The following is a 14,775-nucleotide window of genomic DNA, read 5'->3' as shown; positions in this document are numbered from 1 at the left end:
CCGTCCGGCGTCATCCCCCGGCGGGCGTGTACTCGAGCTGCTGGCGGATCTCCTCGGCGGTCTCGTTCAAGATGCTGATCAGGTACTCCGGGTCCGGTGAGGCGTCATAGAGCTCGTCGGTGACCTGTAGCCAGAATTCGATGAGGAGGTTCTCGTCCTCATACCAGGCGAAGATGACCTCGCCCGCGCCTTTGGGGTCCCATGAGAGACCGAGCTGATCCGCTTGGAACGCCGCGTAGGTGATCGAGTCGAATTCGGTCTGCCCGGTCTGCTTGGACTCGCCCTTGCTGATAAGCCCTTGCTCGACTGAGGTAAGTTCCGTCCCTGGATCTACCGCATTGCCTCCTGGATATACGACTCTCGGTGAGAGCCATGGAGCAGCCTCTTCCGGTAGATCGAGGCCGTACGACCCATGTTCGAGGAAGGCGCTGAAGTTCAGGTGAGCGGTCAGCACCTCATCAGCCGTGTAATAGGAGCGTGCTCCGCATTGCAGAGACGGAGGGTCCTGCGAGGTCATGAGGATCCCATCCAGGTCTTCCTGGGAGGCCCACGGCTCGATCACTCCGAACTCGTCTTCGAGCGCCTGATATTGGAGGTCGTTGCAGAAGTCCGTCAGACCTGAGTAGGCAGGTTCGGGTTCATTCTCTTCATCTGAGTCGCAGGAGCCCAGCACGAGCATCCCGGTCAGCCCGAGGGCTACGGTCGCGGCGAATCTTCGATTGCTCATGGCTTTGAACATGTCAGAGACGAATCCCCTCGACTCCGTTCGGATTGGGCACTACCTGGCTCGATGTTGAGGGATCTCCGGAGTTCAACTTGCCGTCGAACTCTTGGAAGAACTCCATCAGTCCGTTTGCAAGCTTCTCTCGGTCCTGCCGCACGACCTCCTCGACCTGGTCGAAGGCATCGAACATCTCCGTTTTCAGGCTGTCGGGATCGTTGCTGGACATGTGCGGCTCGTTCTCGGCGGGATCCAGCTGGAACAATCCGGCGATGGCACCGAACGAAGAGGCACCCCATGCGATGTTGGCGAATGTGGTCGCCCCTGTGGTCCCCGCCAGTGCTGGAGCAGAGGCCGCGATCGCGATGACCGTCAGCCAGCCGAGCACAGCCTTGAACTCGCCCGAGCGGTCCGTCCCGTTGGCGAGGGCCGCTCCGGCCGTCTGGATCATGTTGTCCATGTGGTTGCGGATCTTGAGCATGATCGAGTAGTCCATGTAGGCCGAGTTCGCCAGCGCGTAGGCCATGGCCGCCTGGTTCAGCGTGGAGTCACTGAGGTGGTCGGAGTAGTTGTCGCGGATCGCGGCGCCCGCGTCGTCCTGCCACTCTTCGCAGCGGTCGGTGACGATGTGCATCTTCACGTTGTCATAGGCGCTCACGTAGTCGCCGCCGAGTTCGTGCAGGTCGACCGAGAGGTCCAGCAGCTCCTCCTCGTTCTTGTCCAGGATCAGGTCGATGCGTTCGCCGACCTGGTCGATCCAGTCCGAGGCCGAGGTCGAGCACCAGCTGAGCAGCTCCTGGTCCTCGGCCTCGGTCATGTTGGTCCGGAAGGGCAGGATGAGCTCCTCCTTGGCCACCGTGGGGTTGCCGCCGGGGTACTTCTCGTCGAAGAAGTCCTGGTACCGCACCGAGATGTACCGATCTCTGACCAGCTCATGCAGCTCTGCGAGCATCGACTTCAGCTCCCCTCGGTCCGGTGGGGGAGTCTCGATCATGCTCTCGAAGTCCTTGAATGTCGCCATCGTCGATCACCGCCTTCCTAGTCCGCCTCGACGCCGTAGGTCTGCTCAGCCCATTCGTTCATCTCCGAGCCTCGGTCGGCACCGGCCGGTTTGATCTCGTAATCCTGGTAGTCGACCGGTTGCACGGGTTCCTCGGACAGCGCCGCCTCGTAGTTCGAGCCGGTGTGGGAATCGGATTCGAAGAGGTTGTTGTCCCACTCGCTGTCGGCGTAGTCGTACTCTCCCGCGTCCACGTCTTCGAAGTGGTCTGCGGTGCTGTCGGTGATCTCCTCCTCGGAGATGCTGAACTCCGCGGCGCTCTCCTCGTCCGCCTGCTGGTAGTCGTAGCCGGCCTCGGCCACGGCGCGGCCGACCGCGCGGTGGCTGTCGGCGGTCTCCTCGGTGACGGCGTAGAGGAAGCGGTGGCAAGTGATGATCGCCTCGCCGAGCGCGTTGCCCGCTCCCGATTCCTGGTCGGGGATCAGGCCTGTGCCGGCGGTCTGCCCGATGGCTCCGAGGCGGTTGGACATCTCGTCGTAGAAGTCGGCGATGTACGGCAAGGTGATCTCGCCGATCATGGTGAGCGCGCTGGGGTCTACTTCTGTTCCCAAGGGTGGGGCTCCTCTTGGTGGGGATGGGTTTGCCGGGTTTGTAACTCTCGGTCATGTTACAAGGCCGCTGCGCTCAGTGCTGTCCACAGGTCCGAAATGGTCACTGAGCGTGCGGAGGGTCTCGTCGCCGGGAATCGGCCAGGTCAGTGCGCCTGGGCCCAGGCCGAGGGCGGTTCGTCACGGCTTGTGGGTCTTGGCACGATGTGGGGATACACGGTCCCGGTCACCGCTTGTAAACTAAGAGACGCACCGCCAGCCCGGTGAGTTTGCACGGACGGGTTATGGTGACTGCGGAATCGATTGAAAACTCACTGGGATACCCCTGACGGCTCTAGATCCCTAGCGCCGCAGCCCCCGGTTCAACCACATGGAGGTGAGACGATGGCCGGCTCTGTCGCGATGGATGAAGAAACAGTCCGTCAAGCTGCTATCGACACCCTGAATGCCAAGGAGTCTGTCGACGGGAACCTCGACAGCCTCAAGAACCTCTGCTCGGACTTGGCCGCGTCGTGGACCGGTCAGGGCGCCGGCGCGTTCCAGCGGGTCATGGAGAACTGGGACGTCCAGGCGGCCAAGCTGCTCGACGCGCTCCAGGACATCGCCGACCAGCTCGACTCGAGCGCCCAGGCGACCTCCGACCAGGACGAGGCCTCCGGCTCGGACTTCAGCGCCTTCGAGGGCGAACTCTAGACAACCCCCGCACCAAGGAAAGAGGTGAACCGTTATGGGTGGACGTATTGCCCTCAGTTATGAGGAGCTCGAATCGGCTACCGCTCAGATCCAGTCGCAGTCTGGCGAGATGGAAGGCACGCTCGCCGACCTTCGTACCCAGCTCGACGCGATGGACTGGGAAGGTGACGACAAGGTCGCCTACGAAGAGGCGAAGGTCCAGTGGGACAACGCCTTCGCGAAGATCAACGAGATCCTCCAGGGCGTCGGCACCGCCGTCAACAACGCCAAGGAGCGTTACATGGAGACCGAGGCCGCCAACGCTTCTCGTTTCGGCTAGAGGCTTCCTCGTCAGAGCGAAAAAGAAACCCGGGCCGATCGCGGGATCGCCCGGGTTTCTCGCTGCCTGCGCTCCCGATTCGTCAGGTCGTGTCCGCCTCGGTCTTCACCGGGAGTCTGTCGCTCTTGCGGGTCCCCGGCCTCCAGCCGCGTCGGCGTCCGCTCGGGACGATCTTCTTCAGGACCAGCACCAGCGTGATCAGCACGGCCGCGGCGCCCAGGCTCGCCCAGGCGAGGGTCTTCTCGTCGGCCAGCGGGTCGTAGCCCACCTCCATCGCCTCGATCTGCCGCGGCTCGAACGGCGGCAGCGTGGCCTCTTCGTCGCCCTCGGCGCTCTCCGACGCGGTGAGCGCCTTCGGGATGTTCAGCAGCCCGTGGCCCTGGAACTCGTTGAAGCCGTCGGCGTCGGCCGGATGCGTGGCGGTCTCGAAGAGGCGGTCGGTGATCCACTGGGGCGTGGCCAGGTCGCCGTACTTGCCGATGAGCAGCGCCACCGCCCCGGCGACGTGCGGCGCGGCGAAGCTCGTGCCCGAGACGTTCGGGACGTATCCTTCGCCGCTGTTGTCCGGGACGGAGATGCCCTCGCCCGGGGCGATCAGGTCCAGGTTGTCGCCGTAGTTCTCCTCGGCGTACAGCGCGCCGTTGATGTCGCTGGCGCCGACCGCGAGGACCTTCGGGTAGTTCGCCGGGTAGTACGTCTCCTCATCGCTGGCGATGTCGTTCTTCTCGTCGTCCATGTACTTCTTCTCGTTGCCCGTAGCGGCCACGATGAGGACGCCCTCGTTCCAGGCGTGCTCGACGGCGGCCTCAAGCTCATCACTCTTGAGCACCGCGATCGAGATGTTGATGACGTCGGCCCCCGCCTCGACCGCGGCTTCGATCGTCGCCGCGATCTGTATGGAGATCTCAATGTTGTTGCCGCCCTCCTCCCCGGTGGGGAAGAGGCGGAACGGGATGATCTGGGCGTCGGGGGCGACGCCCATGAACCCCACGTCGTCGTGGCCGCCGGCGATGATGCCCGCGACGGCGGTGCCGTGCCCGGCGGCGTCGCACCGCCCGTCGGTCTCGGGATCGTAGGGGTCGGCGCCTGGCAGGACGTTGCTGTCGAACGTGGGATGGCCGTCCTCGACGCCCGAGTCGATCACCGCCACCTTCACCGGTGTCCCGTCCGCCCTCAAGCCCGTGTTGTGCTCGTGCGCCTGTTCGAGCCCGGAGGCGGTCACGTGCCACGGCGTGCCGTTCATCTGCTCGCCGGGGTCGCTGGCCGGGGTCTCGCACGTGACCGGATCCAGGTTGGCGCCGACCCCCTCCGCCCATTCGCGGAGGCTCTCCGCCGAGGCCGGCATCGCGGTCAGGAGCACCGTGCAGGTCGCCGTCAGCGCGGCGACCGCGGTATAGAGAGGAAGACGCGGGAGGAATCGCACCCGCACAGTCTAGACCCGGGCCGCCAACGAGCAGGTTCACCCGCACCACGCCTCGGGCGGTCACCGCGGGGTGGACTCGTCCGCTTACGATGGATACGGACCACTCAGCTTCACGAGGAGACGTCGCAAAATGACGATGTTGCAGGGGCAGCAGCAAGCTCGCGGCACCGCGTCTGTGCAGGCGCAGCAGGACGGACCGGCTCCCGGCGAGACGGTCGTGTTCACGACGCGCTCCTCGGGCAGGCTCGGCCCGCTCACGGTGGCGCAGCTCATCGCGATCGAGATCGCCTTGACGGTCGCCCTGGCCTGCCTGGCCTTCCCGCTCCCGGTGCAGGCCGCGGGCGGCGCCTTCGCGCTGCTCGTCCTGGTCGTCGTGTTCTGGCGCAAGGGCGACTACTGGTGGTACCAGACCGTGCCGCTGCGCTCCAGGCTCCGGCGCCGCGTCCGCGAGCTCGACCCCGAGCAGCTCACCGAGGTCCTCCACCGCGTCGCCCCCGACCTGGGCATCACCGGCGTCGAGGACCGCGACGAGAACGTCGGCATCGGCCACGACAACGGCGGCTGGTTCTCCGCCATCGAGATCGGCAGCACCGACGGCGTCACCAAGGCCATCCCGCTGGAGCGCCTGGAGCGGCTCTTCGACGAGACGTCGGTGCCGGTCACCGCCGTCCAGCTCGTCGGCCACACCACCCCGGTCGGCCTGGCCGCCTACGACGGCAGCGCGGCCTCCCGCTCCTACCGCGAACTGCTCGGCGACTACCCGGCCGTCGTCCACCACAAGGCGTGGCTGGCCGTCCGGCTCGGCGCCCGCGACGCCCGCGAGGCCACCGCCGAACGCGGCGGCGAGGTCGACGGCGTGTACAAGGCGCTGGCCTCCACGGCTCAGCGTGTGAGCAAACTGCTCGGCAACGTCGGCGTCCCCAACCGGATCCTCGACGCCGAGGGCGTGCGCGAGGCCGTCCAGCAGTCGCTCGGCGTCGCCTTCGCGCCCGTGCCCGGCGAGCGCACCGCCGAGGACTGGGACCACTGGTACGCCGACGGCCTGCGCCATGTCGCCTACCGGATCACCAAGTGGCCCAGCGACGCCAGCGCGCTGCACCGCACCGTCGACTCGCTCTCGGGCGTCCCGGCGGCGTTCGTGACCGTCTCCATCGTGGTCACGGCGGGCACCTCGGGGAAGGTCAACCCCGACGGCCGCGTCACCGGCCGCCAGCTCGCCGTCGACGCCGTGGTCCGCCTCGCGCTCGACCAGGCGTCGTGGGAGTCGGCGCAGAACCAGATGCTCAATGTCGCCGACCAGCTCGGCGTCCGACTGCAGCGGCTCGACGGCGAACACGGCCCGGCCGCGTACGCGTCCGCCCCGACCGGAGGAGGTCCCCGATGAGCGACCGCAACGGCAACGTCTACGGCGGCGGCAGCTACCAGGGCGGCACCTATCAGGGGGGCTCCTACGGGAGCGGCCGCCACCACAGCGACGACGAGGACGAGGAGCGGGGCGAGCCGCAGTCCCCGCCCGCGGTCGACGACGAGAACGGCGGCACCGTCAAGGTCGCCCGCCGCGGCGCCCCCAGCGCCGGCGGACCGAGCACCGGGGTTCCGAGCGCAAGGGGACCGGCCGCCTCGCCCCCGCGGACGCCCGCCGCCTCCCCGCCGCAGCAGACGCCGCGCCCGCCCGCGCCCGCCGCGCCGCGCACCTACGGCGGCGGCCAGACCCCGCCGCCTCCGTCCTCCCCTGGACGCCAAGGGCAGCCGCCCGCGTCACCGGGACGCGGCGGCGCCGCGCCGCAGCCGCCCCGCCAGCCTCCGGCCGCGCCGCCCCGGGCGCCGCAGCCCCCGCGGTCCCAGCAGCCGCAGACCGCGCAGCCGCAGGCGCCGCAGCCCCCCACGACCCAGCCTCCGACGGCGCAGCCTCCGGCCGCCCGGCCCCCGGCCGGGCCGCCCACGGGCCAGCGCCCCGCCGTCGCGCCGCAGTCGGCGCCGCCCTCGCCGCCGCCGTCGGTCTCGCAACCGCCGATGCCGCCGTCCTCGGCGCCGGTCTCGGCCGCGCCCGTCTCCGGCCCCTCGGTCTCGGCCCCGCAGGTCTCCCAGATCTCCCCGGTGTCGGCCCAGCCGGTCTCCGGCCAGCCCGCGGCCCGCCCGGTCTCCGGGCAGCCGTTCTCGAGCCAGCCCGCCTCGGCCCAGCCGTACTCGGGCATGCCCTACTCCGGCGCCGCCCCCCTCAGCGGCGGCCCGGTCAGCGCCATGCCCACCTCGGCGGGCCTGTTCGGCGTCTCCCAGGTCTCGGCCGGCCCCACCGAGGGCACCGTCTACGGCCTGCCGGTCACCGACCGCGCCGTCGAGACCGCCTCGGACGCGGGCCGGGCCATCGAGCCGCTGCGCTCCACGCCGCAGATCCCCACCGCCCGGGCCCTGGAGCTCATGACCTCGGCCAGCCCGCCCGCCGGGCTCGTCATCGGCCGCGACGCCGAGCAGGTCCCGGTCGTCGCGCCGTTCTTCCGGCCCGAGGAGACCCGCATCAACCTCATCGGCGGCGTCTACCTCGCGCGGCTGCTGGTCTTCCGCGCCCTCGCGCTCGGCACGCGCGTCGCGGTGTGCACCACGCGCCCGCAGGAGTGGAACGGCCTGGGCGAGTCGGCCACGAACCGCAACGACCGCCTCGCCGTCCTCCACGGCGACCAGCCGGTCACCGTCGAGGCCAGCCAGCACTCACCGGCGCTGTACGTCTACGACGTCGGTGAGCGCGGCTCGCAGACCAAGTCGATCCTCGGGCCCTGGCGCACCCAGCTGACGGTGCTGCCGCGCCTGACCAACTACGCCGACAACCTCACCTCCGAGGCCCACATGACCGTCCTTCAGCGGCTCACCGCCGAGGAGGCCCAGATCGCGCGGTCGAGCATCCGCGTCAACCAGGAAGTCCTGCAATGGCTCCAGATGCTGCACGACGACATGATCGCCATGCTCCGCAAGGGCCAGAAGGAGAAGTACCTGTGGTGCGCCCCGACCTCCATCGAGGCGCAGATGTTCGGCGCGCCCATGCGCACGTACTGAGCTGACGCGAAAGGCGGGCAGAGACCTCTCTGCCCGCCTTCGTCATGCCCGCGTCAGGACGCGTCCCGCCACGCGGCCAGGTACGAGTCCGCCAGCTGGACGGTCAGGTCCGTCAGGCCCTGCTGGTCCAGCCCGGAGTCGACCAGGGCCAGGCGCACGATCAGGTAGACGTTGCCGTCCTGGACGTGCAGCTGGTAGTTCGAGGTGCCGCCGTCGTCGGGGATGGCCACCACCGCGGCGGCCTGCGCGCCGATCTCCGGCGCCGGGTCCACCTGCGTCCACGATCCGGTGATCCCGCCCGTGCTCATCTCGAAGCTCACCGACGCCCGCGCGTCCGAGTCGTACGAGACGGCCTCGAACTCCAGCAGCGCCACGGCGCTGTCGACGGCCCCGTACGTGAGCGTGCACGACTGCTCCCAGCCGCTGTTCTTCTGCTCGGCCGCGGCGGTCGCCTCCGCCTCCACGTCGCCGGTGTACTGCTCGAGCGGCGCGGCGTCGGCCAGCGAGCACGGGTCCTCGCTCTTGCCGTAGGTCAGGCCCGACTCGGCCTCCTGCGTCTGCTCCCCGGTGGAGTCGTCGCGGCTGAACCACCACCAGCCGGCCCCGCCCAGCAGGCCCAGCACGACGATCGCCGCGATGATCTTCGGGATCGGGCTCGTCTTGCGGGCCCGGCTGCGCTTCTTCTGGAAGTCCGAGCGCTTGCGGGGCTCCTTGGGGACGTACCCGAGCTTGCCGATCGCGGTCGTGCCCTCCTCGTCGCCCCACGAGCCGGTCGGCGCGTCGGCGAACGCGGCCTCCTCGAACGGCTCGGGCGCGCGCGTCTGCTCGGCCGCAGCGGCCTGCGGCGGACGCGGGGAGCCGTACTCGGACGGCTCTTGGCGCTGGTAGGGCTGCGCCGGGCGCGGCGGCGACGACTGTGCTTGCGGTGACTGCGGCTGCGGTGAGTGCGGCGGCTGTGCTTGCGGCGCTTGGGCGCGGCCGCCGGTCTGCGGCGAGGTGTACGGCGACTGCTGCGGGCGGGCCTGGCCGCGACCGGCCTGCGGGCCTCCCGCCTGCGGACCCCCGCCGGCCTGCGGCCTGCCGCCCGCCGCGGGCATCTGGCGGCCCTGGCCCGATGCGGGCCTGCCCGCCTGCGGGCGCTGCCCGTCCCGGTCCGGACCGGGCACCTGACCGCGACCACCCTGCGCCCCGCGCGGAGCGCCCGCCTGCGGCTCCCACTGGTGTGAACCGCGCCGCGGGCCCTCGTCCGGCGACTGGTCATAAGCGGGGCCAAAGGGTGGTGTGGCGCTCACGATATCCTCCGCGATCGATTTTCGGCGTGTCAGCTTGACGCCAAGGCGGTCAGGGCCAGCTTAGAGGGGTGTCGGTCATTTCCCGTCCCGGGGGAGCGCGTCGATGAGCGCCCCGGCCAGATCCACCGCCAGCTGCCGCTGGTCCCCGCCCTCGGGCGGCACGCCCGTGAAGAAGGAGTTGACGCTCACCGTCACGTTGGCCTCCTGGGCGTGCAGGCGCAGCTCGGCCTCCTCGCCGCCCTCGACGACGGCCACCGAGGCCTCCTCGCCGACCCCGCTCACCGACGACGTCGCGTGCCCCTCGTCGGCCTCCAGTTCGAGCACGCCCGCGTGGGCGGCCCGCGCGTCGTCGGCCGACTCGTAGACCTGCACCGTCGCCAGGAACGTGACCAGCCGGTACGCGTCGCTGCCGGTGTGCTCGGCCGAATAGGTGCAGTCGAAGGTGCGCACCTCGTTCTCGGTGCGCTCGGAGGACTCCCGCACCTGCTCCACGTCCGCCCAAGGCGCCAGGAGCTCGGGGTCGACGAACCGTTCGCACAGGTCGCCGATCGCCTCGGCGTCCACGTCCGGCTCGGCGTCGCCCAGACCGCTCATCCAGAACAGCAGCGTCCCGCCGCCCGCCAGGAGCACGACGACCGCCGCGAGGACGCCCCCCGCGCTGGCGAGCTGCCGGAACCGGTCGGCGCCGCGATGCCGCCCCTGGTAGGTGTCGGGCTTGCCGTCACCTACGGGCTCGTCGGACTCCTCGGAGTCGATGACCTGCACTGCGATGTCCGTGACCTCCGCGTCGGTTGCACGCCGCGGGCCGGGATGGGGCCCGCGCGCCGAATGCGGCCAGCTTATCGAGTACATCGGACGCGGACCAGGTCCCCGTCGTGCCAACCGCGGGATTCACCCTCACTGAACGTGAGCGCCCTCACTGAGAGGCGGGGCACCGGCTTGCCGTCCGACTCGGCGAATGACGCAGAGTGTGCGATACTCGACCTTGTCGTACCGCACATATAGACGACGGTGCGACGCAGTGGTCCTGTCCGCACTGCTCACGGTGGCGGACGCGACGGCACTCGGCCGGGGCAGAGGTGTTTTCCCGGCGCGAGTTGAGGCTTTCGGTGCGGTCCGAACGGCACGGGGCGCTGAGTCGGTGAACGACTCGCAGGCGCCGCCGAGGTGGGAGGACCGCACTACTGATGCCGCGCCCGTGCGGCAGCGGACGCACACCGCGTCATGCGCCCGGGCAGCGGCTGGAATGGAGATTTATTCGCATGCGCGAGAACGAGCCGCGCGAGCAGGTGCCCGCGGCTGCGGTCACCTTCATGGCGCCGCAGAAACCCAAGAACCCAGAACCCGCGGAACCCGCGCCCGCACCCGAGCGCACCCGTCCCTCCGCGGCCCCCCAGGCGGCGGCGGTGTTCGCACCCCCGCCCAAGGTCGAGAAGACCGAGCGCCGCGCCGAACGCGAGAGCGACGAGCTGGACGAGCCCAAGCGGTCGCAGAAGAAGACGGCCCAGAAGAAGACAGAGTCCAAGAAGGCCGAGCCCAAGAAGGGCCAGCAGAAGCAGGGCGCCTCGAAGTCCAAGGCCCAGCAGCGCAAAGAGCCCGAACCCCCCGAAGACGAGGAGATCGTCGACGACTACGACGACGACTTCGACGACGACGAGAGCGCCGAAGAGCGCCGCCGCCGTCGCGGACGGCGCGGGCGCCGTGGCCGCGGACGCGGCAAGGGCGGCGACAGCGCCTCCGACGACGACACCGACGAGGACGACGACGACGAAGGCGACACCTCGGCCGACGCCGACGACGAGTCCGGCGGATCCGACGGCCCCGAGATCACCCGCCGCAGGCGCCGCCGCCGCAAGCGGGCCGGCGCCGAAGACTCCGACCGCGGCAAGCGCGACGACTCGGACGCCGAAGTCGTCGTCAAGGTCCGCACTCCGAAGAAGACCTCCAACGACGACGTCCGCGGCGTCTCCGGCTCCACCCGCCTCGAAGCGAAGCGCCAGCGCCGCCGGGACGGCCGCAAAGGCGGACGCAACCGCGTCCAGGTCGTCAGCGAGGCCGAGTTCCTCGCCCGCCGCGAAGCGGTCGAACGCCAGATGGTCGTCAGGGTCCGGGGCGGCCGCGCCCAGGCCGCCGTCCTCGAAGACGACATCCTCGCCGAGCACTACGTCTCCAAATCCGGCTCCCAAGGCCTGGTCGGCAACGTCTACCTCGGCAAGGTCCAGAACGTCCTCCCGTCGATGGAGGCCGCCTTCGTCGACATCGGCCGCGGCCGCAACGCCGTCCTCTACGCCGGCGAGGTCAACTGGGACGCCACCGGCCTGGCCGGGAAGGCCCGCTCCATCGAGCAGGCCCTGCGCCCCGGCGACTCCGTGCTCGTCCAGGTCACCAAGGACCCCGTCGGCCACAAGGGCGCGCGCCTGACCAGCCACATCGCGTTGTCGGGCCGCCACCTGGTCTACGTCCCCGGCGGCAACGCCTCCGGCATCTCCCGCAAGCTCCCCGACCGCGAGCGCACCCGACTGCGCGCGGCGCTGAAGAAGCTCGTGCCCGAGGGCGCGGGCGTCATCGTCCGCACCGCCGCCGAGGGAGCGGGCCCCGAGGACCTGGCCCGCGACATCTCCCGCCTCCAGATCGAGTGGGAGGAGATCCAGGCCAAGGCCAAGAAGGGCAACGCCCCGACCGTGCTCCACTCCGAGCCCGACGTGCTCATCCGAGTGGTCCGCGACGTCTTCAACGAGGACTTCAAGGAACTCCTCGTCGAAGGCGAGGACGCCTACGACGAGATCCACAAGTACCTCGAAGGGGTCTCGCCCGAGCTGCTGCCGCGCCTGAAGCGCCACACCGGCACCAAGGACGTCTTCGCCGAGAAGCGCGTCGACGAGCAGCTGCTCAAGGCCCTCGACCGCAAGGTCTACCTGCCGTCGGGCGGCTCGCTGGTCATCGACAAGACCGAGGCCATGACCGTCATCGACGTCAACACCGGCCGCTTCACCGGCGAGGGCGGGAACCTCGAGGAGACCGTCACCCGCAACAACCTCGAAGCTGCCGAGGAGATCGTGCGCCAGCTGCGGCTGCGCGACGTCGGCGGCATCGTCGTCATCGACTTCATCGACATGGTGCTCGAGTCGAACCGCGACCTCGTGCTGCGCCGCCTCACCGAATGCCTGGGCCGCGACCGCACCAAGCACCAGGTCACCGAGGTGACCTCCCTGGGGCTGGTGCAGATGACGCGCAAGCGCGTCGGCCAGGGCCTCATCGAGGCGTTCTCCGAGCCGTGCGACCACTGCAAGGGCCGCGGCGTCATCGTCCACACCGACGAGATCCTCGGCACCTCCAAGAAGCGCGGCGGCTCCTCGAACGGCAACGGCAACGGCAACGGTGGCGGCGGCAAGAAGAAGCGCGAGCGCACCAAGTCGGGCAAGCAGTCCGGCCAGAAGAACGAGCAAGGCGAGCCCAAGTCGGCAGCCGAGCAGACTGCGAAGATCGCGGCATCGAGCACCGAGCACGACGGCGAGGCCGGGAACGACGCGGATTGATCCGGGACGACGCCGCGGACTGTGACGTCCGCGGCGTCGATCTGGTCCCAATGCCGAAACCGGCCCGTACATGACGTACGCTAGTGAGCGGCCTGCAGAGCCTTCAGCTTTTTCCTCCCCGTTCCGGCGGGGAAGTCCGCGCCCCGCGCAAGCGGGGGACGTGAAAGTTCGGATTTCGGCGCACAGCCCCGCGGGGCGGATGCGTCGAAGACCAGAAGGTCGAGCGCATACGCCCACTCTCCGAAGCGGGCCTGGAGCTCGATCGGCGGGCCTGCCGCGGCGACGCGGCAGAGGTGGACGACACCGCAATTGTTTGACAGACACCGTTCCCCTGCGGGGAACTAATTCCCCGCACCGGGGAGGACCCAAGGAGACCAGCGTCGACATGTACGCAATCGTCAAGACTGGCGGAAAGCAGTACAAGGTCGCCGAGGGCGACGTCCTCGAAGTCGAGAAGCTTCAGGGTGAGCCCGGCGACACGCTTACGCTGCCTGCGGTGATGCTCGTCGACGAAGGCACTGTGGTCACCGACGCCTCCGGCGTCACGGTGAGCGGTGAACTTCTCGAGCACACCAAGGGCCCGAAGATCAAGATCCACAAGTACAAGAACAAGACCGGTTACCACAAGCGCCAGGGGCACCGCCAGCCGCTGACCCGCGTCAAGGTCACCGGGATCGAGAAGTAAGGGGTTGACCGATGGCACACAAGAAGGGTGCATCCAGCTCCCGTAACGGGCGCGACTCCAATTCCAAGCGCCTCGGTGTGAAGCGCTTCGGGGGTCAGCACGTCAACGCCGGTGAGATCCTCATCCGGCAGCGCGGCACCAAGTACCACCCGGGCGACCTGGTGGGCCGCGGCGGCGACGACACGCTGTTCGCGCTCGCCGAGGGCAGCGTGCTGTTCTCCAGCAAGCGGGGCCGCAAGCTCGTGAACATCGTCCCGAGCGAGTAGTCAGAGCCCACGCGCAGAACTTGAGGAACCGGGGACCGCCTTTCGGCGGTCCCCGGTTTCGCGTATGCACCGGCAAGAACACACTGGCAAGCCCACCGCACCGCCCATACCCAGCGCCCGCCTGCCCGCCCCTTCTTGCCTCGTCTCCTGCCGCCTCCACACCATCGTTTTCGCCCCCGCAACTACCGCGCCCTCGTATCCGCCAGGCACGCGCGCCGCGACCTCTTCGGGGCTGTAGGAGAAGACGACCGTCCCCGTATCGGCCGAGCGCGCTCGCCCACGCTGGCGCCGTCCACTGCTCACCGATTGCGAACGCAATCGGTGACGCCTCAATGGCAGATCGCCAATTTGTAATCGAATCCCTACCCATAAAGCTGATTCCCGTCCGTTCGAGTGAATGGCATAGAGCACACCGACTTCGGAACCGCTCCGCCTTGAAGAACGACCGCCGAACCCATGCGGCCCACACGCCGATTCGCCGAGGCGGCTTGAGGGCCGGCCGGCTCCACTCCATTCGGAGCTTGGCGGCCACCGCGATTGTCGTCCCTGTTCAGAGCGGCACCCGAATCCAAGGGGACCCCCCGATTCAGGCCCCGTTAAGCCCGTGTATATTTGTCTCTGCCCGCGGGGGAACGGAACAGCCGAACAAGGCCGGTCCGGAAGCCGCCGGAGACCAGCGACAAACTCTCAGGAGTATTGGCGCGGTCCGGAAGCTGATTCGCGGGTATCTCAGAGACTCATAGAGGCTCGATCGCGTGTGACGCAGGTTAATCAGCCTGGGACTTGCACGAGGATCAACAGCTGCTAGAGTTGAGAGGTTGCTCCGGCTGAGGCCAAATCACGAAAGTGTAAGGCTTGGTTGTGGCGTGTTGTTTGAGAACTCAACAGGGTGTTTGGATGGTCAGCGTGCGGGCTGGCTGGATTGCTTGGTCTAGGTGCTGGGTGGTTTGGTTGGTACTGTTTTTGACTGTCTTTTCCTTGGGGCTGCTGGTCTGCTGAGATCGGTGGTTCCGGATAATCGGTCAGGGCATGCTTCGACACATACTTGTTTCAAGTTTTGGTTGGAGAGTTTGATCCTGGCTCAGGACGAACGCTGGCGGCGTGCTTCACACATGCAAGTCGAACGGAAAGGCTCCTTCGGGAGTGCTCGAGTGGCGAACGGGTGAGTAACACGTGGGTAACCT

At 68.7% G+C, this 14,775-nt stretch carries 13 protein-coding genes and 1 rRNA gene; 8 read left to right on the top strand and 6 right to left on the bottom strand.

What is annotated here, in order from left to right; all coding sequences use genetic code 11:
- Positions 1-10: 10 nt before the first annotated feature.
- Genes H613_RS0117795 through H613_RS0117785 form a run of 3 tightly spaced genes read right to left on the bottom strand, consistent with a single transcriptional unit; the run spans position 11 to position 2,332 of the window.
- Positions 11-727 (bottom strand): hypothetical protein, encoded by a 717-nt coding sequence (locus H613_RS0117795; RefSeq protein WP_156926108.1) that lies wholly within the window; start codon positions 725-727, stop codon positions 11-13.
- 13 nt (positions 728-740) lie between these two features.
- Positions 741-1,742, bottom strand: coding sequence for a hypothetical protein (locus tag H613_RS0117790; protein ID WP_026924858.1), 1,002 nt, complete (start codon positions 1,740-1,742; stop codon positions 741-743).
- Positions 1,743-1,759: 17 nt separating this feature from the next.
- A complete protein-coding gene (locus H613_RS0117785; protein ID WP_156926107.1) occupies positions 1,760-2,332 on the bottom strand; it encodes a hypothetical protein in 573 nt (190 codons plus the stop codon).
- Between the two features lie 399 nt (positions 2,333-2,731).
- On the opposite strand from H613_RS0117785, the gene H613_RS27460 reads away from it, so the two are divergent.
- Together H613_RS27460 and H613_RS0117775 are read left to right on the top strand one after the other, a co-directional pair.
- Complete coding sequence (locus H613_RS27460; protein ID WP_169732019.1) at positions 2,732-3,022, top strand: WXG100 family type VII secretion target; 291 nt, start codon at positions 2,732-2,734, stop codon at positions 3,020-3,022.
- 34 nt (positions 3,023-3,056) lie between these two features.
- Positions 3,057-3,341: a WXG100 family type VII secretion target gene (locus tag H613_RS0117775; RefSeq protein ID WP_026924856.1), complete on the top strand. Its 285-nt coding sequence runs from the start codon at positions 3,057-3,059 to the stop codon at positions 3,339-3,341.
- Positions 3,342-3,423: 82 nt separating this feature from the next.
- Here H613_RS0117775 and H613_RS27455 read toward each other — a convergent pair whose 3' ends face one another.
- The gene (locus tag H613_RS27455) at positions 3,424-4,764 is read right to left on the bottom strand and encodes a S8 family peptidase (protein ID WP_156926106.1); all 1,341 of its coding nucleotides are present in this window, start codon (positions 4,762-4,764) and stop codon (positions 3,424-3,426) included.
- A gap of 130 nt (positions 4,765-4,894) precedes the next feature.
- On the opposite strand from H613_RS27455, the gene eccE reads away from it, so the two are divergent.
- Both eccE and H613_RS29445 read left to right on the top strand, forming a co-directional pair.
- Positions 4,895-6,148, top strand: coding sequence for a type VII secretion protein EccE (gene eccE / locus H613_RS0117765; protein ID WP_026924855.1), 1,254 nt, complete (start codon positions 4,895-4,897; stop codon positions 6,146-6,148).
- The gene (locus H613_RS29445) at positions 6,145-7,812 is read left to right on the top strand and encodes a hypothetical protein (RefSeq protein ID WP_051393511.1); all 1,668 of its coding nucleotides are present in this window, start codon (positions 6,145-6,147) and stop codon (positions 7,810-7,812) included. The genes eccE and H613_RS29445 overlap by 4 nt, the downstream gene beginning before the upstream one ends.
- 53 nt (positions 7,813-7,865) lie before the next feature.
- Here the strand turns inward: H613_RS29445 and H613_RS0117755 are convergent, their stop codons facing one another.
- Both H613_RS0117755 and H613_RS0117750 read right to left on the bottom strand, forming a co-directional pair.
- Positions 7,866-8,978: a hypothetical protein gene (locus H613_RS0117755; RefSeq protein WP_156926105.1), complete on the bottom strand. Its 1,113-nt coding sequence runs from the start codon at positions 8,976-8,978 to the stop codon at positions 7,866-7,868.
- Between the two features lie 201 nt (positions 8,979-9,179).
- Complete coding sequence (locus H613_RS0117750; RefSeq protein ID WP_026924853.1) at positions 9,180-9,869, bottom strand: hypothetical protein; 690 nt, start codon at positions 9,867-9,869, stop codon at positions 9,180-9,182.
- A 548-nt stretch (positions 9,870-10,417) separates the two neighbouring features.
- Between H613_RS0117750 and H613_RS27445 the strand changes: the two genes are divergently transcribed.
- The 4 genes from H613_RS27445 to H613_RS0117730 all read left to right on the top strand — a co-directional run.
- On the top strand, positions 10,418-12,640 hold the full coding sequence (locus H613_RS27445; RefSeq protein ID WP_211234875.1) for an Rne/Rng family ribonuclease: 2,223 nt from the start codon (positions 10,418-10,420) through the stop codon (positions 12,638-12,640).
- Positions 12,641-13,025: 385 nt separating this feature from the next.
- Positions 13,026-13,325, top strand: coding sequence for a 50S ribosomal protein L21 (rplU, locus tag H613_RS0117740; RefSeq protein WP_026924852.1), 300 nt, complete (start codon positions 13,026-13,028; stop codon positions 13,323-13,325).
- A gap of 11 nt (positions 13,326-13,336) precedes the next feature.
- Positions 13,337-13,591, top strand: coding sequence for a 50S ribosomal protein L27 (rpmA, locus tag H613_RS0117735; protein ID WP_026924851.1), 255 nt, complete (start codon positions 13,337-13,339; stop codon positions 13,589-13,591).
- A gap of 1,058 nt (positions 13,592-14,649) precedes the next feature.
- Positions 14,650-14,775: ribosomal RNA gene (locus tag H613_RS0117730) — 16S ribosomal RNA — on the top strand; the annotation flags it as partial.

Source organism: Glycomyces arizonensis DSM 44726, from assembly GCF_000482705.1.
In the GTDB taxonomy this organism is placed as follows: Bacteria; Actinomycetota; Actinomycetes; order Mycobacteriales; family Micromonosporaceae; genus Glycomyces; species Glycomyces arizonensis.
Note: the sequence above shows the minus strand (reverse complement) of the source record. Positions and strands in the feature narration are given on the sequence as shown.

Bases quoted from the DNA above. Each gene is read 5' to 3' on its own strand.
- eccE (WP_026924855.1), top strand. From the start codon at position 4,895: ATGACGATGTTGCAGGGGCAGCAGCAAGCTCGCGGCACCGCGTCTGTG.
- H613_RS27460 (WP_169732019.1), top strand. From the start codon at position 2,732: ATGGATGAAGAAACAGTCCGTCAAGCTGCTATCGACACCCTGAATGCC.
- H613_RS27445 (WP_211234875.1), top strand. From the start codon at position 10,418: ATGGCGCCGCAGAAACCCAAGAACCCAGAACCCGCGGAACCCGCGCCC.
- H613_RS0117790 (WP_026924858.1), bottom strand. From the start codon at position 1,742: ATGGCGACATTCAAGGACTTCGAGAGCATGATCGAGACTCCCCCACCG.
- H613_RS0117775 (WP_026924856.1), top strand. From the start codon at position 3,057: ATGGGTGGACGTATTGCCCTCAGTTATGAGGAGCTCGAATCGGCTACC.
- H613_RS29445 (WP_051393511.1), top strand. From the start codon at position 6,145: ATGAGCGACCGCAACGGCAACGTCTACGGCGGCGGCAGCTACCAGGGC.
- H613_RS0117795 (WP_156926108.1), bottom strand. From the start codon at position 727: ATGAGCAATCGAAGATTCGCCGCGACCGTAGCCCTCGGGCTGACCGGG.
- rpmA (WP_026924851.1), top strand. From the start codon at position 13,337: ATGGCACACAAGAAGGGTGCATCCAGCTCCCGTAACGGGCGCGACTCC.
- rplU (WP_026924852.1), top strand. From the start codon at position 13,026: ATGTACGCAATCGTCAAGACTGGCGGAAAGCAGTACAAGGTCGCCGAG.